Annotated in this window: 20 protein-coding genes and 1 pseudogene; 8 read left to right on the plus strand and 13 right to left on the minus strand. The window is 69.8% G+C overall.

Features of this window, described 5'->3' with window-relative positions; all coding sequences use genetic code 11:
- Positions 1-14: 14 nt before the first annotated feature.
- The 3 genes and pseudogenes from ACZ6S6_RS03435 to ACZ6S6_RS03445 form a co-directional block, all read left to right on the plus strand.
- Positions 15-841, plus strand: a pseudogene (locus ACZ6S6_RS03435) (alkaline phosphatase D family protein); the annotation flags it as partial.
- Between the two features lie 83 nt (positions 842-924).
- Complete coding sequence (locus ACZ6S6_RS03440) at positions 925-1410, plus strand: DoxX family protein (protein WP_469703554.1); 486 nt, start codon at positions 925-927, stop codon at positions 1408-1410.
- A 349-nt stretch (positions 1411-1759) separates the two neighbouring features.
- Entirely contained in the window at positions 1760-2443 is a 684-nt protein-coding gene (locus ACZ6S6_RS03445) for a DedA family protein (RefSeq protein WP_362958734.1), read from the plus strand.
- On the opposite strand, the gene ACZ6S6_RS03450 is transcribed toward ACZ6S6_RS03445, so the two are convergent.
- Positions 2430-2642, minus strand: a complete 213-nt coding sequence (locus ACZ6S6_RS03450; protein ID WP_469703556.1) for a DUF2277 domain-containing protein — start codon at positions 2640-2642, stop codon at positions 2430-2432. The genes ACZ6S6_RS03445 and ACZ6S6_RS03450 overlap by 14 nt on opposite strands.
- A gap of 108 nt (positions 2643-2750) precedes the next feature.
- A complete protein-coding gene (locus ACZ6S6_RS03455; RefSeq protein ID WP_362958728.1) occupies positions 2751-3191 on the minus strand; it encodes a DUF7144 family membrane protein in 441 nt (146 codons plus the stop codon).
- Between the two features lie 219 nt (positions 3192-3410).
- Between ACZ6S6_RS03455 and ACZ6S6_RS03460 the strand changes: the two genes are divergently transcribed.
- A complete protein-coding gene (locus ACZ6S6_RS03460) occupies positions 3411-3917 on the plus strand; it encodes a GNAT family N-acetyltransferase (RefSeq protein WP_362958726.1) in 507 nt (168 codons plus the stop codon).
- An 87-nt stretch (positions 3918-4004) separates the two neighbouring features.
- On the opposite strand, the gene ACZ6S6_RS03465 is transcribed toward ACZ6S6_RS03460, so the two are convergent.
- Positions 4005-4526: a winged helix-turn-helix transcriptional regulator gene (locus tag ACZ6S6_RS03465; RefSeq protein WP_469703560.1), complete on the minus strand. Its 522-nt coding sequence runs from the start codon at positions 4524-4526 to the stop codon at positions 4005-4007.
- 85 nt (positions 4527-4611) lie between these two features.
- Between ACZ6S6_RS03465 and ACZ6S6_RS03470 the strand changes: the two genes are divergently transcribed.
- From ACZ6S6_RS03470 to ACZ6S6_RS03480, 3 genes are all read left to right on the plus strand, one after another.
- Entirely contained in the window at positions 4612-5256 is a 645-nt protein-coding gene (locus tag ACZ6S6_RS03470; protein WP_469703562.1) for a dihydrofolate reductase family protein, read from the plus strand.
- Between the two features lie 80 nt (positions 5257-5336).
- Complete coding sequence (locus ACZ6S6_RS03475; protein ID WP_469703564.1) at positions 5337-6098, plus strand: class I SAM-dependent methyltransferase; 762 nt, start codon at positions 5337-5339, stop codon at positions 6096-6098.
- A gap of 579 nt (positions 6099-6677) precedes the next feature.
- On the plus strand, positions 6678-7937 hold the full coding sequence (locus tag ACZ6S6_RS03480; RefSeq protein ID WP_469703861.1) for an MFS transporter: 1260 nt from the start codon (positions 6678-6680) through the stop codon (positions 7935-7937).
- A 73-nt stretch (positions 7938-8010) separates the two neighbouring features.
- On the opposite strand, the gene ACZ6S6_RS03485 is transcribed toward ACZ6S6_RS03480, so the two are convergent.
- From ACZ6S6_RS03485 to ACZ6S6_RS03530, 10 genes are all read right to left on the minus strand, one after another.
- Complete coding sequence (locus tag ACZ6S6_RS03485; protein WP_469703566.1) at positions 8011-9240, minus strand: MFS transporter; 1230 nt, start codon at positions 9238-9240, stop codon at positions 8011-8013.
- 350 nt (positions 9241-9590) lie between these two features.
- Positions 9591-9737, minus strand: coding sequence for a hypothetical protein (locus tag ACZ6S6_RS03490; RefSeq protein ID WP_362958711.1), 147 nt, complete (start codon positions 9735-9737; stop codon positions 9591-9593).
- 228 nt (positions 9738-9965) lie between these two features.
- Positions 9966-10724 (minus strand): GntR family transcriptional regulator, encoded by a 759-nt coding sequence (locus tag ACZ6S6_RS03495; protein ID WP_362958708.1) that lies wholly within the window; start codon positions 10722-10724, stop codon positions 9966-9968.
- A gap of 103 nt (positions 10725-10827) precedes the next feature.
- Entirely contained in the window at positions 10828-11541 is a 714-nt protein-coding gene (deoC, locus tag ACZ6S6_RS03500) for a deoxyribose-phosphate aldolase (protein ID WP_362958706.1), read from the minus strand.
- A 124-nt stretch (positions 11542-11665) separates the two neighbouring features.
- Positions 11666-12121, minus strand: coding sequence for a D-ribose pyranase (gene rbsD / locus ACZ6S6_RS03505; RefSeq protein ID WP_362958702.1), 456 nt, complete (start codon positions 12119-12121; stop codon positions 11666-11668).
- 95 nt (positions 12122-12216) lie between these two features.
- A complete protein-coding gene (locus ACZ6S6_RS03510; protein WP_469703570.1) occupies positions 12217-13785 on the minus strand; it encodes a sugar ABC transporter ATP-binding protein in 1569 nt (522 codons plus the stop codon).
- Complete coding sequence (locus tag ACZ6S6_RS03515; protein WP_362958696.1) at positions 13785-14810, minus strand: sugar ABC transporter substrate-binding protein; 1026 nt, start codon at positions 14808-14810, stop codon at positions 13785-13787. The genes ACZ6S6_RS03510 and ACZ6S6_RS03515 overlap by 1 nt, the downstream gene beginning before the upstream one ends.
- A gap of 167 nt (positions 14811-14977) precedes the next feature.
- A complete protein-coding gene (locus ACZ6S6_RS03520) occupies positions 14978-16015 on the minus strand; it encodes an ABC transporter permease (RefSeq protein WP_362958693.1) in 1038 nt (345 codons plus the stop codon).
- Complete coding sequence (locus ACZ6S6_RS03525; RefSeq protein ID WP_469703573.1) at positions 16012-16929, minus strand: ribokinase; 918 nt, start codon at positions 16927-16929, stop codon at positions 16012-16014. The genes ACZ6S6_RS03520 and ACZ6S6_RS03525 overlap by 4 nt, the downstream gene beginning before the upstream one ends.
- A gap of 694 nt (positions 16930-17623) precedes the next feature.
- Entirely contained in the window at positions 17624-18037 is a 414-nt protein-coding gene (locus tag ACZ6S6_RS03530; RefSeq protein ID WP_469703575.1) for a cupin domain-containing protein, read from the minus strand.
- A gap of 341 nt (positions 18038-18378) precedes the next feature.
- Here ACZ6S6_RS03530 and ACZ6S6_RS03535 point away from each other — a divergent pair, with 341 nt between their 5' ends.
- Entirely contained in the window at positions 18379-18789 is a 411-nt protein-coding gene (locus ACZ6S6_RS03535) for a RidA family protein (protein ID WP_469703577.1), read from the plus strand.
- Positions 18790-18849 lie beyond the last annotated feature (60 nt).

Below are 18849 nucleotides of genomic sequence, written 5' to 3' on the forward strand. Positions count from 1 at the left end.
GGCCGGGCCGCTCCCCCACCGGTACCCGCTGGAGCCACCGACACGTTTTCGGCCGAGTACGGCCACTCGTGGTGGACAGCCGCGCGGCCCGGGTGCCCGACGAGCGGCAGCGGGCGCTGCTCCGCCCACAGGAGGCGCGGTGGCTGCGCGAGAAGGCACTGTCCGGGCCCGGTTCCTTCGGCCACCCCCCTGATCGGCACCTCGCTTCCGTGGCTGCCACAGCCACTGGTACACGACGGGGAGCAGTGGAGCGCCGAGCCGCACCAGGGCGAGCGGGGCGGTCCGGACGGCTGCTGGGCACGCGTCGGCGAGTACCCGCGACAACGCTCCGACCTGGAGCATTGGGCCGCGTTCCCCGATTCGTCCGGGCAACTGACGGAACCGATCCGGGAGATGGGCAGCGGCCCGGACGCACCGGCGACGGTATGCGTGCTGTCGGGCGATGTGCACCATGCGTCCATCGCGGAACCACCTGGCCCACCGAGGCCCCCGGCGGTGCGCCGGATGCCCGCGTCCCGCGACTGACCTGCTCTCCCGTGCACAACTCGATCCCCGGCCCGCTCAAGGCCGCCTTCCGTTTCGGACGGAGCCGGCCGGGCGGCGGCCCGGCCGACCGCCGGCACGGCACGGGCGCACTGGTACACCGCCGGTCCGGTGGCACGAGACGGACGGGCCGTGGTTCGGCAATCAGCTGATGACACTCACACCGCATGGCCGGAAAGCTGCGCTGTCATTGGTTCAGGCCAAGTCAAGGAGGACAGGGGCCCAGCTCCAGAGGGTATTTGATCGCTCGCTGACCAATGACGGCCTGTCTACTTTCAGCCAGTCAACTAAACGTTGAACTTGCAAGTATTGGTGAGGTTTGCCTAACCTGTAGCGCTCAGTCGGTTCACGTCCCCACTAGACCGAAGGAGCCTCCCCCCCATGTACACACGCCTGAATCGGGCCCAGCCCTACGCCCTCGCGCTCTTCCGAATCGTCGTAGGCCTGCTCTTCGCCTGCCACGGTGCCGCCTCGATCTTCGGCGTCCTGGGCGGCGCCATGGGCGGCGGATCGATACCCGCCGGCACCTGGCCGGGCTGGTACGCGGCGGTCATCCAGCTCGTCGGCGGCAGCCTCGTGGCGCTGGGCCTCGGCACCCGCGTCGCCGCCCTGGTCTCGTCCGGCTCCATGGCGTACGCGTACTTCAAGGTCCACCAGCCCGGCGCGCTCTTCCCGCTGCAGAACGGCGGCGAGCCCTCGGCCGTCTACAGCTGGGTGTTCCTGCTGCTCGTCTTCACCGGCCCCGGCGCCCTGGCCCTGGACCGGCTGTTCACGTCCCGCTCCGCCGCACTGCGCGCCGAGGAGCGCGCGCCCGAACCGGCTGAACCGGCCGAACCGGCTGAACCGGCCGCCCCGGTAGCCGCCTGACCGACCTGACCGACCTGCCCCGTCTGACCCGCCTGACATGTCCGACCCGCCGGGGCCGCGCCGACCGGTCCCGCCACGCCATCTCGGGGGTACACCGGGAATGCCGCTTCCCGGCGTACCCCCGAGGCACCGCTTCCCGGCGTACCCCCGAGGCACCGCTCCCCGGCGCACACCCGAGGCACACGCAAGTGACACACAAGGCTCATGTGGCACACACGTGGGGTGCCCAACATCACGCATATATATGGATCTCCAGGTGAACGGCAGGCGTACGCTTTACAGCTGGCCCTGCCGCTCCTGCCGCTCCCCTGCGACGTCGCGGCGTTGTCACTGAAACGGGGAGTAGAAGGTGCTTGAGAGTGTGGGTGCGCTGACCGGCAGCCCATGGATCTACGTTGTGGTCGCCCTCTCGGTGCTTCTGGACGTCTTCCTCCCCCTGCTGCCCAGCGGTGTCCTCGTGATCACGGCAGCCACGGCCGCCGCCGCGGGCACCACCACGGTGGCCGCCGACGCCGCGGGCGCCGCCCGTCACGTCACCGAGGTCCCCTCGCTCCTGATCCTGATCCTCTGTGCGGCCAGCGCCTCGGTGATCGGTGACCTCGTCGCGTACCGGCTCGCCTGGCGCGGTGGCGCACGCCTGGACCGCGCCATCGCCCGCTCCCGCCGCCTCACCTCCGCGCAGGAACGTCTCGGCGCCGCGCTGAGCCGCGGCGGCGGCGCCCTCGTCGTCATCGCCCGCTTCGCCCCGGCCGGACGATCGGTCGTCTCACTGGGCGCGGGCGCCTCGCACCGCAAGGTGAAGGAATTCCTGCCGTGGTCCGCGGTGGCGGGTGTGGCCTGGGCCGGTTACAGCGTGGGCCTCGGCTACTTCGGCGCCCAGTGGCTCGGCGCGAGCTGGCTGGGCACGGCGGTCTCGGTCCTCGCGCTGTTCGTCGCGGGTGCGTTCGCCGCACTGCTGATGCGGCGCCCCGCCGCGGCGGCCGCCGCGGCCGCTGCCACCGTCGCCCCGGCCTCGGTCCCTACGGCGTCCTGACACCTCCCCGCACTTCCAGACCGTCCAGCAGCCTGGCGGTCGACGCGGCGATCTCGTCGACGGCACGGTCGAAGACTTCCCTGTTGTGCGCGGCCGGGGCACGGAAGCCGGACACCTTGCGCACGAACTGCAGGGCGGCGGCGCGGATGTCCTCCTCGGGGAGGACCGGCGGGCGAAGGGTCTTGATACTGCGGCACATATCTCAAGTGTGGACCCCGCCACTGACAACGTCCCGGGTCAGCGGGAGCAGATCACGCTGACGAGCGTGAACGCCGACGCCGTTCCCATGAACATTCAAGAGTTGCCCTCAGATGAGCGCCTTCGAGCGATCCGTGCACAGGGCCCAGATCACGAAGGTGTCGATGGCGAGGGAGACCACGGCCCAGATCGGCTGGTAGGGCAGCCACATGAAGTTGGCGATCATGTTGAGCGCAGCCAGCCCCACGCCGATCCCGCGGGCCCAGCCGAGGCCCCGGAGGATTCCCCAGCCGACGATGACGAGGAGGATGCCGAGAGCCACGTGGATCCAGCCCCAGGCCGTCACATTGAACTTGAAGACGTAGTCGTTGATCCGGGCGTAGACCGTGTTGGACACGATTCCGGCGATGCCCTTGATCGCCTCCAGAACACCGTCGACCATGAGCAGGACCCCGGCGAACATGGTCCCGCCGGCCGCCCAGGGGTTGACCTCCCCCGGACCGGCCGTATGCGAGTGAGACGTATCCGGTGTGGGCGCTGACTGTGCCATGGGAACTCCTTGGCCGGTGGAACTGCACGTCAGACCGACCCTGGTGGGCACGTACCGAGGCGGCCACCTGGGCACAGCCGAACGAGTGAGTGCGATACGGAACCGGTGAGGGCGGCGCGGAACGGGGTGAAGTGCGGGCGGCGCCCCGGCCCGGCCGGGGAAATCCGCTTGGCACGGACCTCTCCCGGAAGGAATCCTTTCCGGTCGGAGGTGGTGGCGATGACCGACGTCGTACTGAGGCTCTCGGCCCGCGATCTGGTTCCCGGCGATCTGGAGTCCTGCGGGTGGTCGGGCTCGCCTCTCCATCTGGAGAACATCGCGGGACAGCTGGCACGGGCCCGGCGCGGCGAGGTGGACTACCTGGCGGTGTGTCCGCCGTCGGGCATCCCGGTGGCGATCGGCGGGGTCGACTACGGCGCCAGGGAGGGTGTGGGCACGCTGTGGCAACTGACGGTCCACCCCGCGCTCCAGTCCTGCGGGATCGGCACGTACCTGATCGGTGCCGCCGAGCGCCGGATCACCGCCCGTGGCCTGCGGCGGGCCGAACTCGGTGTGGAGGAGGACAACCCGCGGGCCCGCGCACTGTACGAGCGCCTGGGGTACGTGGCGTACGGCAGGCAGCCCGATTCCTGGGACGAGTTGGCCCCGGACGGCTCGGTTCGCCGGTACGAGACGATGTGTACGCAGATGGCCCGGGACCTCGACGGGGCCCCGCCGGCCGGATAGACGGACGAACCCTGCTGCGACCCGACCACTGGCCCTCGGCACCCGGCACCCGGCACCCGGCCACCGGCCACCGGCAGCATTCAGCATTCAGCTCTCGGAGACAGCGCGTTCGTAGGCCAGGGTGAGCTGGGCGAGGACGCCGTCGGCAGGCTGCGGACGGCCTTCGAGGTGCATGGCGCGGAGCTCGTCCATGAACCTCTCCCCCATTTCGGGGCCGCCGCGGGCGAGGAGCTGGGCTCGGATCGACAGCTCGGGTGCTGTCGGGAGCCATCGGGAGCCCCAGTCGCCCAGCTGCGTCATGAGCGGAACGAGCTGGATCGATGCCTCGGTGAGCCGGTATTCGATCTTCTGCCGGTGACTCGGATCATCGTGCCGGGTGAGCAGACCGGCGCCCACGAGCTTCGACAGCCGGGCGGCGAGGATGTTCGACGCGATGCCCTCGACCGAATGCGCGAGGAGCTCACGGAAGTGCCGGTAGCCGCCGAACATGACGTCCCGCAGCACGACCAGGCTCCACCGGTCGCCCAGCAGCTCGACGGTCAGGTTGATCGGGCAGCCCGATTTCCCCTCCGGCACGGGCAGACGGCCCGCCTGTACTGGTTGCGGCATACCTCTAGCGTAGTACTCTGCAACTGGTTGCTCATTGCAACCGGGTGATATCGGACCATACTTGTCGGCGCCCAGAGGGGGACGCATGTCACAGCTGTTGCGGGTGCAGTGCTTCAACGTGTCGCGGGACGGTTTCGGTGCCGGTGAGGGCCAGAGCCTGGAGCGGCCCTTCGGCCACGGGGACCCCACCGCGCTGTTCTCCTGGGCGGGTGCCACCGCCAGCTGGGTGAACCGCACCGACCCCGGCGGCACGCGAGGCCTGGACGACTACCTGACCCGCGACTACGCCCGGAACATCGGCGCGGAGATCATGGGACGGAATAAGTTCGGCCCCCAGCGGGGCCCGTGGGAGAACCACGAGTGGCAGGGCTGGTGGGGAGACAACCCGCCGTTCCACACGCCGGTCTTCGTGCTCACCCATCACGAGCGCCCCTCCTTCACCCTGGCCGACACCACCTTCCACTTCCTCGACGCGAAACCGGCCGAGGCGCTGGCACGCGCGAAGGAGGCCGCCGACGGCCGGGACGTGCGCCTCGGTGGCGGGGTCGCCACCATCCGCGAGTTCCTTGAGGCCGACCTGGTCGACACGATGCACATCGCCGTGGCGCCCGTCGACCTGGGCCAGGGCGAACGGGTGTGGGAGAGCCACACCGACCTGCTCGACCGCTTCCACGTCGAGTCGGTGCCGAGCCCCAGCGGAATCACCCACCTCCTGTTCTGGAGGCGATGACCACGGGTGACCGGCGGTGGCCCAGTGGTGACCGCCGGGCACAGGGCACAGGGCACAGGGCACAGGGCGATGATGTGGGAATGACCGTCGGCTCACGCGCCCATTCGTTCAACGCGGCCGCTGACCGGTACGCGGCCGGCCGCCCTTCGTATCCGCCCGCGCTCTTCGACTTCGTCGAACAGTTCACGAGCCGTCCCCTGTCGGGTGCCCGCGTCGCCGATGTGGGTGCGGGCACCGGCATCGCCACCGCTGTGCTGCGTGAGCGCGGGGCTGACGTGATCGGCGTCGAGCCGGGCGACGCCATGGCCGCCACGTTCCACACCCTGCTCCCGGATGTGCCGATCATCAGAGGTGACGGCAACGCCCTGCCCCTCGCGGACGCCTCCCGCGACCTCATCACCTACGCACAGTCCTGGCAGTGGACCGACACCACCCGCTCGGTCCCGGAGGCGCTACGGGTCCTGCTTCCGGGTGGTGCGCTCGCGATCTGGTGGAACACCACCGCCTTCGACGTGCCCTGGATCCGGGAGCAGCACCAGCGGATCGCGCACCACTGCGGAGTGAAGCCGACTTCTCGGGCGCGTCCCGACGACAGCGACGCCATCCGGCTCGCGGGCCTGTCGGGGCTCCGGGTCGCCCGCCGCCAGGTGCGGTGGAGTCGCGTGATCGCCCTCGACACGCACCTTGCCAACATCAGCAGCCGCTCGGCGTTCCTTGTCCTCGCCGAGGATGACCAGCGCGGCTTTCTCTCCGAGGAACGCGGGCGGCTGCGCGGGTTCTTCCCCGACGAGGCGGTGGAAGAGACCTACGTGGTTGATCTACTGGTGGCCTCTCGTCCGTGACCTGCCCAGTGTCCTGGGGTCCGGAAGGGCAGTCAGGCCACTCGGGGCCCGGGGTTCGGGGGTCCGGGGTCCGGGGTCCGGAAGGGCAGTCAGGCCACTCGGGCGACGGGGCGGGCGGCCGCCGAATCGGATGCCTTTCTCACAGCGGGCGCGGGCGAGTTCACGTCTTGGGCGGCCAGGACGTCCAGGACGTCGGGGTGCTGTGCCGCACGTCCTGGTGTGGCCGACGGCAATCCCCTCCCGATTCGTCCCCTCCCCCCAACTCACTCCCGCCGAAGCGGACCGGCGACTACCCTTCGATCACCAAGTGGCTATTGAGGAGCTGGAGATGCCCGGTCGCCCGAGCGCGCGCTGACGTCGCAGGTCGTGATCGACCCGTCATCGCGTGCTGCCTCCGACTCCGTCTGACTCCGCGGCACAGCGAGCCTTTCTCGCCCGATTCGGCGGTGCGCTTCTTCGCGCACCGCCCGGCGAGCGTTGTCCTCCGCAGCTCAAGGGGTCCCCGTGCCGCCCGTGTCTCCGGACAGAACCTCCGACAAACCCCAACCCACTCCCCCTCTCCACCCAACTCCGCCGAGTCTGTGGCGGGATGCCGACTTCCGCCGGCTGTGGGTGGGCCAGACCGCCTCCCAGTTCGGGGCGCAGGCCGGTCAGGTGGTCCTGCCGCTCGTCGCCGTGGTGTCGCTCGACGCGGGGGCCGGTCAACTCGGCGCCCTGCGCGCGGTGGAACAGGCGCCGATCCTGCTGCTCTCGCTCTTCGCCGGCGCCTGGGTGGACCGCAGGCGTTCCCGCACGGTGATGGTCGTGGCGGACTGCGGCCGGGCGCTCGCGATGGCAGCGGTCCCCACCGCCTACGTGCTCGGGGCCCTCGGACTGCCCGCACTGCTCGTGGCCGCTCTGCTCGTCGGCGTACTGAGCGTGTTCTTCGACGTGGCGTACCAGGCCTCGCTCGTACGGCTGGTGGCACGCGGCCAGTTGGCGCAGGGCAACAGTGCGCTGGAGGGCAGCAGGTCAGCGGCGCAGATCGGCGGCCCCGCGCTCGGCGGCACGCTGGTGTCGCTGTTCTCGGCACCGCTCGCCACCCTCGCCGGTGCGTTCTTCTTCGTGGTGTCGTCCGTATCGATCCGCCGGATCCGCACACGCGAGCCGCTCCCGGCGCACCCCGAAGGATCTGCCCGCATCTGGCGGCAGATCCACGAAGGTCTCCGCTTCGTCGCCGGCAACAGCTCCCTGCGGGCAGTGGGCCTGGCCTCGGCGCTCTATCAGTTCTCCTTCGCCGCTCTGATGACCGTCTATCTGCTCTACCTCCCCCGCGGACTGCATCTTCCGGGCACGGCCGTCGGCCTGGCGCTCGCGGCGACGGGCCCCGGGGCGGTCGTGGGCTCGCTGCTGGCGGCGAGGCTGCCGGGGAGGTTCGGGTTCGGCCCGGTGCTGGTGGCATCGGCGGTACTGGCCGACGGCGTGATGCTCTGCGTACCGGCGCTGCACGGCTCCACCGCCCTGACGCTTCCGGCGCTCATGGGGATCAACTTCCTCTTCGGTACGTTCAGTCAGCTGGTCAACGTCACGACGATGGCCGTACGGCAGGCCGTCACACCCCTCCGGATACAGGGCCGGGTCGTGGCGACGATCAACTTCGCCGGCATGGGCCTGACGCCGCTCGGCTCGTTGCTGGGCGGCTTTCTGACCGTTCAGTGGGGGCTGCGTACGAGCCTGCTCCTCACCGCCGCCGCCATGGCGCTGTCCCCGCTGTTCATGGCCCTGTCCCCACTGGCCCGCCTGGGGAAGTCGCTCCCGGAGGAGCAGCGGCCGGCAGCCGGACAGCCGGGCAGCACCTGACGGCCCAGCAGGAGAGCCACACCTGCGGGCGGCCGCCGGACGCACGTGCCGCCCATGCCGCCCCGCCGGCGATTCACGCCCGGTTGATCCGGTACACATCGCGCACACACGCGTTGGCCAGGGTGGCGGCGAGGATGATTCCCGCACACACCAACAGAATGTGCTGACTGGTCCAGTGCTTCGAGGCCACTGCCACCAACAGGTAAGCGATGGGGACAGCGATGCGTTCGCCCACCGCGTTGAACGCGCCGAGACGCCCCAACTCCTCGTCACGTACCTGCTGTTGCATGACGGTGGACCAGGCGACGATCGCAACGTCCAGCCCGATCCCGGCGAGAACGGCGGCCATGAGCACCCAGGCGAGGGGCAGCTCCAGTCCCAGCGCGGCCAGGGGAAGCATGATGGCCGCGCTGGTCACCACGCAGACCAGCATCAGACGTCGCGGCTTCCAGGCCAGGCAGAGGAACGTACCCGCGAGAAGTCCGGCGGCGAAGGCGCCCTGCACCAGCCCCCAGGAACGGGCACCCGCATAGCTGTCGGCCGCCACGAGGGGCCCGAGCAACTGGTATCCGGCCAGCCAGGCCGCCACGACCGCGGTTCCGGCCACGGTGTAGCTCCACAACCAGCTCCGCGAGCGGAACCCGGCCCAGCCCGCACGGAGATCGCCCACCACACCGCGACCGGTCGGAACGGAGCCGACGAGCCGGAGCCCGAGCAGGAGAAGGGCGGCGGCCACGAACGTACCCGCGTCCCACCCGAGCGCCCAGGCAGGGCCCGCGAACGCCACGACGAATCCGCCGGCGACCGGCCCGATGACCTTGACGGCGTTCCCGGGAACCCGGACCAGCGCATTCGCCTGTTGCAGTTGCTCCTTCGGTACGAGCCGAGTCGCGATCCCCTGGGCGGCGGGCGCGATGAAGGCGGCCGACACCCCGGAGAAGCAGGCACAGACGCTGATCGCGAGTGTCGTCGCCGCACCCGTCGCCACCAGAAACCCGACCGCGGCCTGCGCCAGCCCGGCACCGAGATTCCCGAGGAAGAGGATCCGGCTACGGGACATCCGGTCCGCAAGCACGCCGCCCAGGAGAAGGAAGACCAGGGTCGGCACGGTGTTCGCGGCGAGCACGATCCCGAGCGACCGCGCGCCCCCGCCATGGTCGATCACGGCGAACGCGAGCGCCACGGGCGCCATCGCCGAACCCGTCGCGGATACGAGGTGGGCGAGCAGGAATCGGCGAAAGGCCGGTATCCGCAGCGGGGACGCGGCGCGCGATCCCTGCTCCTGCCGGGCGGTGGTGGTCATGGCCCTCCTGCCGATGGCACCGCATCCCGCCGCCGGGAGAACGACGGAGCGGCGTATCGACAGAATGGCCCAGCGAAAGGCGCGGAGGAGGTGGAGTACGTCAAATACGCCAGGGCTTCACCGGCGCACCGCGCCATCTCGGCCACGATCCCGTTGGGCCGCGCCATCTCGGCCACGATCCGGCCGGCCGCCACAAGCGCCCACCGCGCCGCGTTCACGACAGCACTGCGCTGAGACGTCCGCCGCCGGGCGGAGCGGGCTCCGCTCCGCCCGGCGGACCGTCGAGGCACCCGGGGTCCTCACTCGCGCGGCTCCCCCGGGCTATCCGGCAGCCGGCTCTTCGCGAGCCGTCAGGCACTCTCGACGAAGCGGACGCACCAGGCGTAACCGCTCAGGTTGTCATGCGAGACCCGCCGGACCTCTCTGACCTCGCAGCCGTCGTGCGCGTACTTGTGGGCGAACCGGTCGAGGCGCTGCGCGTCGGTGAGATCTTCCATGGACAGCGGTGCTCCGACGACAAGGTCTTCGTGGACTGAGTCCGGCGCGGCACCGTCCACGCAGGCAGAGCAATGGTGCGTTCTAGGTAGGGCCATACGCCCAGTGTGCCCCTACCTGGGCGTCTCCGACTCCCACGGCCCGATTTGGCCGCTCAATTGAGCGCATCGGATCGGCCCGGCGGATCGTGCGGCGGGCGCCCTGGGCCGGTCCGGTACCCTCCTTCTCGCTCATCTGCGCAGCAGCAGCGAGGTGACCCGCAGCCGGCCGCTGTGGATCCAGACGTCGGAGTACTCCACCGGCCGGTCGTCGGCGAGGTAGGTGACCTGCTGGAGGTACTGCACGGGGTCGCCCTCGCTCAGATCGAGCGCGGCGGCGACGCCCGTGGTGGCGGCCTCGGCGCTGAAGGTGCGGCGGGCCGTGGCGATCTTCAGTCCGTAGGTGCCCTCCAGGACACCGAAAAGACTGGAGGACGTGAAGTCCACCTCCTCGATCCCGGGTGCGAGATCGGTGCGTACGAAGTTGAAGAGCAACGCGACCGGCCCCTGCTCGGTCCTGCGGACCCGCACCAAACGCAGTACCTGGGTACCGGGAGCGACATCCAGCAGGGCCGCGACGGGCTGCGGCGGAATGATCAGTGAGCACTCCCGCACCGAGGTGGTGGTGACGACGCCCTGACTGGCGAAATCCTCGGACAGAGTGCTCAGCTTCTGGGCGATGGCGGGTTCGATCACCGTCGAGGTGACGAACGTGCCGCGCCCCCGTACCTGCCGTAGCAGGCCCTCCTCGGTGAGCGTGGTCAGCGCGCGTCGCAGGGTGCCGCGACTGACGCCGAACTCCTGAGCCAGTTCCGGCTCGCTCTTGAGGCGGTAATGCGGCGGCCACTCGCCGCTGGCGATACGCAGTCGGATGTGTTCCGAGACTTGCACGTGGATCGCCGTGGGGACATCCCGCTTGATGCTTGGGAGAACCCCTTTGTCGGCCGTCACAGTGGTCGCATCTCCTCTTTCCGGTTTCACCGGAGGACTGGTGTAAACGGGGAGCCGTACCCCGGCCCCGGTGGGGCGGCCGGGGTACGGCGGTGGTGGCTGGTCAGTAGCTGACGGTCTCCTCGTCACCGGTGTCGGTGATGATCGCCAGGCCGGCGCTGGTCCCGAGCAGGGAGGCGCCCGCGCGCAGGAGATCAAGCCCCTGCCGGTAGCTCTTGATCGAACCGGATGCCTTCACCCGGACTCCGTCCCGCGCTCGGTCAACAAGGTAGCGAACGCTGGCCGGGTTCGCTGTCTCGATCTGTCCGCTGCTGGCGTTCTTCAGGAAGGCGACGCCGGCCTCCATGGCGAGTTCGACGGCGGCCTCCTTCTCCTCGTCAGTGAGCAGCGGCAGTTCCAGCATGACCTTAACGGGCAGGCCCGAGGCGCGGACGACGCCGGCGATGTCCTCACGGAAGTCGTCGTAGCGTCCGCTCTTGAGCCAGCCGACCTGGACGCCTATGTCGAGCTGGGTCGCCCCGAGCCGGGCGATCTCGGCGGCCTCGGCGGCCTTTCCTGCGCTGGTCATGACGCCGACGGTCGGGAAGTCCAGGGCGGAGGCCACCTCGATGCCGGTGCCGCTCAGCTCCGCGACCACGACGGACAGCCAGGAGGCGGGCACCATCGCGGCGTTGAAGCCGTGGGTGACGGCCTCCTGGGCGTGGGCGATCATCTGGTCGCGGGTCGCGTCCGGATCGATCTTGGTGTGCTGGATGTAGGGCGCCATCTCTGCCGGGGTGAGGGTGAGTTCGGCGGGGGTGGCGATGGTCTCGGACATGGGGGTGATCTCCGTAGGGTCGAAAGCGACGGGGGACCGGCGGATCGGCCGCCGGGTGTTCTCTATGCGGCCCGCCACGGATTGACGTGAGCCGGCACGGCTCCCGCGGACGGGCCGGGGTGGCTCAGAGCTTGGACGCGTACTGCTCCGACACGACGACGCCCTCTCCACCGAACCACCGGGGGGCGTCGACACCGCAGTACAGGCCGATGTTGCCCCAGGGCTCGAAGGCTCCGGTGCGTACGACGGCCTTGGCCTGCCGGGCCAGGTCTCCGAGCACCTCGGCGTGCGGACGGGTGGTGAACTCGGCGTCGGCGAAGCGTTCGTGCAGCCAGGTGTCGAGCCGGGGGTTGTGGGTGGGGACGTCCTCGGCCCGGACCACGCCCTCGACGACGAGTTCGTCGGCGATCAGGCCGAGCACCGTCCGCAGGTCGGGCAGGTTCTCGGCGAGGGCGAGGTCGATACGGTGCGTGTCGCGCGGCACGGGGAAGCCCGCGTCCACGACGAGCAGCAGGTCGGTGTGGCCGAGCGTGGCCAGGACCCCGCTCAGTTCGGCGTTGAGGATGCCGGAGCGTTTCATGGTCGAATTCCTTTCAGCAGGGGCGGTCGTGGCCAGGTGGCCGTCTGATGTCGGGGGCCGGGGCTCTCGGGTGCGGTGTCCCCGGACGGCTCGGCTCAGGCCGCGGACGGCACCGCACCGGTGGCGAGGGTCATGACGGATTCCTCGGTGGCTTCGGCGGTGTCGACGACGGCCACCAGGCGGCCCTCGCTCATCACCGCGATCCGGTCGGTCAGGGTGAGCAGTTCGGGCAGATCGGAGGAGGAGCAGAGGATCGCCAGGCCCTTCTCCGCGAGCGCGGACAGCTGCGCGTAGATCTCCGCCTTCGCGCCGATGTCCACGCCGCGCGTGGGCTCGTCGAGGATCAGCACCCCCGGGTTGATCGCCAGCCAGCGTCCCAGCACGGCCTTCTGCTGGTTGCCGCCGGACAGGCTGGTGATGGGCTGGCTCATGGTGGCCGTCTTCACCCTCAGCCGCTGCGCCTGCTCGGTCGCGGCCGAGTCGAACGCGCGGCGGCGCACGAGGCCGAGCCGGCTGAACGTCTTCGTGGTGAGCGCGCCGATGTTCTCGCCGACACTCATGGTGGTGAGCAGGCCCTGGGCGCGGCGCTCACCGGGGACGAACGCCAGTCGGCGTTCGACGCTGGCGATGGGGTTGCGCTGTTCGTAGGGCTCGCCCAGCAGTTCGACGGTGCCGCCGGTGCCGGGGTCCCCTCCGAAGAGGTTGTGCAGCAGTTCCACCCGGCCGGAGTCGGGCAGTCCGGCCACGCCGAGGATTTCACCGGGGCGCAGGTCGAAGGTGACAGCGCGGTGTCGTCTGCCGCTCAGTTCCCTCACCTTCAGGGCAGGCTCGGCGGCCGGTCCGGTCTCACGCACCGCGCGGCGGGTGAACTGGCCCAGTTCGCGGCCGACCATCGCGGCCACCGCCTGATCGGGGGTGGTGTCAGCGCTGCGCCAGCCGGCGACGTGGGCGCCGTCGCGCAGCACCTGGATGTGGTCGGCCAGGCGGAAGACCTCGGGCATACGGTGCGAGACGTAGAGCATGGTCGTCCCGCCCTTCTTGAGATTGCCCATCAGGCTGAACAGCCGGTCGGCCTCGGCCGGGGTGAGCATCGCCGTCGGTTCGTCCAGGATCAGCAGGCGGCAGCCCCGGGCGATGGAGCGGGCCACCACGATGAGCTGCTGGGTGGCCAGGTCCAGAGTGCGGACGGAGGCGTTCGGGTCCAGGCTGAGGTCGAGTTCGGCGAGGAGCTCGGTGGTGCGCTCCAGCATGCGGCGCCGCGAGGGGAACCAGCGGTTGCCCGGCTCGACGCCGCTGAGCACGTTCTCCGCCACGGTGCGGTCGGGCAGCAGCGACAGTTCCTGGGGGACGATCGCGACTCCGTGCCGGTCGAGCATCGTGCTCGGCTCGAAGGAGGTGACCTCGTCGCCGAAGACGGTGACGCTGCCTTCGCTGGGGGGCTGGAGTCCCGCCAGGATCTTCAGCAGGGTCGACTTGCCGGCTCCGTTCTCCCCCAGCAGTGCGGTGATCTCTCCCGCGGGGACGTCGAAGGAGACGTCGTGCAGGGCGCGGACCGGGCCGAAGTTACGGGAGAGTCCGCGGACACGGACGGCCTGGCCGGCGGCGCCCGGGTCCTCGGGACGGGCCGGGCCCCCCGGGGAGGCGTCTCGGGGTGCGGTGGGCATCAGTCCTCCAGCGTCGCGTCGGCGAGGTTGTCGCGGGTGATGAACTCCGCGCCGGTGTCCACGCCCTTGATCTCGGTGCCCTTGGAGAGGAAGTCGTGCAGCACCTTCACCGCCTGGTAGCCCTGTTCGGACGGGTTCTGGCTGATGGTGAAGTTCAGAACCCCGCGGCTGATGTACTCGGCCGTCTGGGTGAGCAGGTCGAAGCCGCCCATCGTGATGTCGTCCGCCTGGCCGGACTGGGCGACCCACTTGGCGGCGGCCGTGGTCGAACAGCAGTCCAGACCCGCGACGGCGACGACGCCGGACTGGCCGGACATGGTGGACTCGACGGTGTTGTAGGCGGAGCTGGGTTCGTTGCCGACGTTCACCGGTCCGACGATCTTCAGGCCGCTTCCGTCCAGGCCCTCCTTGAAGCCGTTGAAGCGATCGTGCGACCAGCCGGCACCGGTGTCGACGGAGAAGACCACCACGGACTTGCCCTTGACGTCCCCGTTCAGGTTCTTGCGGAGCGCTTCGGCCTGGGACTTGCCGGAGCCCTTGAGGTCCTGGCCGACGAAGCCCATCTGCTGGGAGTCGGGGTTGTCGGTGTTGAACGAGACGATCGGGATGCCGGCCTTGTGGGCCTGGCGGATGACCGGCTTGAGCGCGTCGCTGGAGGCGGAGGAGACGGCGAGCCCGTCCACGGCCTTCTGCTGGATGAGCGTCTGGATCTCGGAGACCTGCTTGGCGGCGTCGCCACCGGTGGGACCGATGAGGGAGACGTCGGCCCCGAGCTCCTTGCCGGCCCGCTTCATGCCCGAGCCGATCGGTGTGGCGAAGGCGAGGGACGGGTCGTGGTAGCTCAGCTTGATGCGCATCGGCTTGTCGTCGTCGATCCGCTGCTGGATGTACGAGGCGATCTTGAAGGAGCCGTCGTCGGAGCCGGTGGCGTCGTCGGCGGTGATGGCGCCGCACGCGGTGAGGGCGAGGGCCGCGGCGGCGGCTGTCGCGGCGCTGAGGGATCTGAGGAGGATACGCGGGGACATCGTGACTCCTTCGTCATGTCCGTGGGGACGGGGAAGTGCGGAGGTGGGGCGGCGGTGACCGGCTCTCGGGGCGGCGAGCACCGGCGGGTCGGGCACCGGTCTCAGGGCGAGCACCGGTCTCAGGGCGAGCACCTGTCTCAGGGCAGGCGCCTGTCTCAGGGGCGTACTCAGGCGCGGCTCTTGCGCTTTCGCTGCCAGGTGTCGGCCGCGACCGCGGCGACGATGACGAGACCGGTGACCACGGTCTGCCAGAAGGAGGAGATCCCCTTGATGTTGAGGATGTTCTGCAGCAGACCGATGAAGGCGACGCCGATGACGGTGCCCCACATGGTGCCCGAGCCGCCGAAGAGTGCGGCACCGCCGATGATCACGGCGGAGATGACGGTGAGTTCCAGTCCCTGGCCGGTCACGCCCTGCACATAGGAGAGGAAGGACAGGCCCAGGACTCCCGCGAGTCCCGCGGTGAAGCCGGAGAGGACGAAGGCGGTGAGCTTGACCCGCTTGACGTTGACGCCGACGAGCCGGGCCGCCTCCTGGTTGCCGCCGACCGCGTAGGTGTTGAAGCCGAAGCGCGAACGAGCCAGCAGGACCACACCGACCGCGGCTACGGCCGCGAAGAAGACGAACTGCATGGGCACCAGGCCGAACAGCCGTCCCTGGCCGAGGAGGTTGAAGTCCGCGACGCCGGACTGGGAGGAGCTCAGCGAGATCGGGGCGCCGTCGGAGATGAGCAGGGCGATACCGCGGAAGACGCTGAGCGTACCCAGGGTGACGATGAAGGACGGTACGCCCAGCACCACCACGGCCAGCCCGTTGAGGAGCCCGGCCAGGGCTCCCACCGCCAGTCCGACGAGCATGGCCGTGGGCCAGTTCCAGCCGTCCGAGATGAGCATTCCGGTGGAGATCGCGGACAGCGCGTAGGTGGAGCCGACCGAGAGGTCGATCTCCCCGTTGAGGATGACGAAGGTCGCCCCGACGGCCATGATCCCGATCTGCGCGATCTGCTGGCCCACCGAGAGCAGGTTGTCGGACTGGGCGAAGCTCGGCGAGAGCACGGTGCCCAGCAGGAAGAGCAGGACGAGCGCGGCGAACACGCCGGCCTCACGCGCGTGCAGCATCCGGCGCAGGGCGAGCGGGAACTGCCGGGCGGACTCACCGGGCGATGGCGCCCCGGTGGTCGGCGGCTTGGAGACTGTCGAGGTCACGAGGCGTTTCCAATCAGGGCGTGCAGCTGGTCTCTGCTGGGGAGGGCGGGTACGACGCCCGCGATCGACACGGTGTGGGAGCCCGCGACGGCGGCGAACTCCACGGCCCGGTCGACGGGTTGCCCCTCGGCCAGCGCGACGGCGAACGCGGCGGTGAAGGAGTCGCCCGCCCCCGTGGTGTCGACCACGGTCCGGGCCGGGTGAGGCGGTACACGGGTGATCCCGGAAGTCTGGGCGACCAGTGCACCCTCACCACCCCGGGTGATGACGACGATGCCCCCGGTGCGCTCGCGCAGCGTGCGGGCCAGTTCCTCGTCGCCGAGGCCGTGCCCCTCATCGAGGCCCAGGAGGACGGGTGCCTCCGTCTGGTTGGGCGTGAGTACGTCGATGAGCGGCCAGCACTCATCCGGGAGCGGCCGGGCGGGCGCCGGGTTGAGCAGGGTCCGCGTGCCGGATTCGCGGCCGGCGCGGAGCGCGGCGACCACGGCTTCCTCGGGGATCTCCATCGAGACGACCAGGATGTCGGCGGAGGCGATCTCGGCACGGAAGGACTCGACAGCGGCGGCGTCCAGTTCGCCCAGGGCGCCCGGGGCGATGGCGATGCGATTCTCCCCGGACGGCTCGACCAGGATGAACCCGACCATGGTGGGCGCCCCCGCGGTCAGTACATGCCCGGCTCCGACTCCCTCACGCCGCCACAGCTCCCGTGCGGACCTTCCGAACTCGTCGTCGCCCACAGCGGTGAGCAGGGAGACCTCGGCCCCCAGCCGGGCGGCGCCGATGGCCTGATTACTGCCCTTGCCGCCGGCACCCGAATCGAACAGACCGCCCGAGACGGTCTCGCCCGCCGCAGGGGCCTTGGGCAGCCGCATGGTGAGGCCGGCTCCATAACTTCCGACAACTGCGATCTTCATCGACACACCGCTTTGTGTATGGACAACCATGGACAAGCCAGAGCCTATGTATAGGGATGTCCATAGTCAATGGTCGGACGGAAGCCGAATATCGGTCATCACAACCCGAGAGTAAGCAGCCCCGCCCGCCACCCCGCGGAACTCCCCGGAGGCCCGCGTCACCGGGCGTGCCGTCGCGGGCGCCTCCGCTCCGCTACCGGGGCGGGCCCGCGCCCGGCGCGATGCGGACAAGGGAACCCGGGGTGAAACAGGAGTGCTGGGCCTACTGGCCGGCGCACCTCTGATTCGTACGGTGGCGAACCGCGCAAGCCCGCGACTCGGAGCTCAAAGGGAGCTCGATGCCACCCCGCACGCCCGCAGCGAGCTGGGGCTCTCACCGGCCCCGGCGGTCCCGCTGTCGGCGATCGGCGATCGGCGCCGCCAACGTCGGTATCGAGGGCCTCGTCGTCGCCTGGGCCGGCGTTGCCACCGTCAACTCCGCGTACGCGGCCCGGAACTGGCCATGGTTCCGGGACCTCGCCGAGCACCGGAAGTCCGACTGCAAGGACTGGCCAGGCCACTCCCGGCGAACTCCGCTCCCACCCACCGCGCCCTGTCCACCGCGCCCCGTCCGGCGCATGGTCCAGCGCCGGGGCACCGACAACACCCGGTGCCCGCACAGGAGTTCTTGGTCGATCCAGCGAGCGACTACGCCCTACCGTCGCCGCCAGGCCGGCAGTCGCCCCTTTTCCGCCTTTTCCGCCTCTTGCGTAACGGAGTAGCCGGGTACGGATGGCCACCGAACCGTCAGCACTACCGATTCTTCTTCCGCGAACCAAGAGTGGTCGACTCCGTGGCCCCAGACGACGTAATCGCCCTGCCGTGCCAGAAGCACACTGCGTCCAGGAAGCCGGACATGGAAGCGACCGCTGATGAGCACCAGAAGAGCTGTTCGTTCCTCGCCCCTCACCCACCGCATACGCTCGTCGCCACGCGGGTGAACGCCCCATTTGACCTCTACAGCCTCGCTGTGGCGAGGGTCCGCGGCGTCCTTGAAGTGACCGAGCAGCCATCCCCGGTCCAGTGCCGCGTCCTCGCCCGCATGGCCCACGTACACACTGTCGCTCATGAATCCGGACGCTAGTTCGTGTTTTAGAAGTCCCGTCTGTCCCGCGTGGTCCGGCACGCACGCTCGCCGCGTTGCCGAAATGCCCTAGTAGCTCCGCTACGAGGGCACCCCGGCGCCTTGCGATCGCACGCACCGGACCACGCGGGACCCGCCCTCCGGGCGGCCGACGCTACTTCTAAAACACTCCCTAGCAGCCGCCCGCTCCGCCGATCACAGAAGCTTGACCAGCACCTTCACAACAGCCCCTGAGTTCACTCTTCGACGTTGGGCCGCTGCCGGGTTGTCCACCGGTGGCAGAAATTGCGGTGCGTGCCGGCAGCGCGTTGGCCAGACTCGCAGACATGACTGAGAAGATCACCCGCATCAACCCCGAGCAGTTGCATAAAACGCCTGGATACCACCACGTCACCGTGGTGGAGCCCGGTCGCACCGCCTACCTTGCAGGGCAGTGTCCGCTTGACGGAAACGGCGACCTCGTCGGTTCCGGCTCCCTTGAGGCGCAGATCGACCAGGTCGCGGCGAACACGTTCGCCGCCCTCGCGGCCGTGGGCGCCCAGCCCCGACATGTGGTGCGGTCAGTGATCTACGTGCGGAGCGACGACAGGGACGTTCTGGGAGCCGCGTGGCAGCAGCTCACCAAATCTGCCATCAGCCAGGCGTTCACAACCGCCAGCACCCTCCTGGGCGTCGCCCAGTTGGGCTTTTCCGGACAACTCGTCGAGGTGGATCTCACCGTGGCACTGCCTGACTGAGCCTGCGCGCACCACCAGGCCCCATGTGCTTCTGAGCAAGGTGCACGTGACCGCGGCAAA

It is taken from the genome of Streptomyces sp. NPDC048671 (assembly GCF_055587045.1).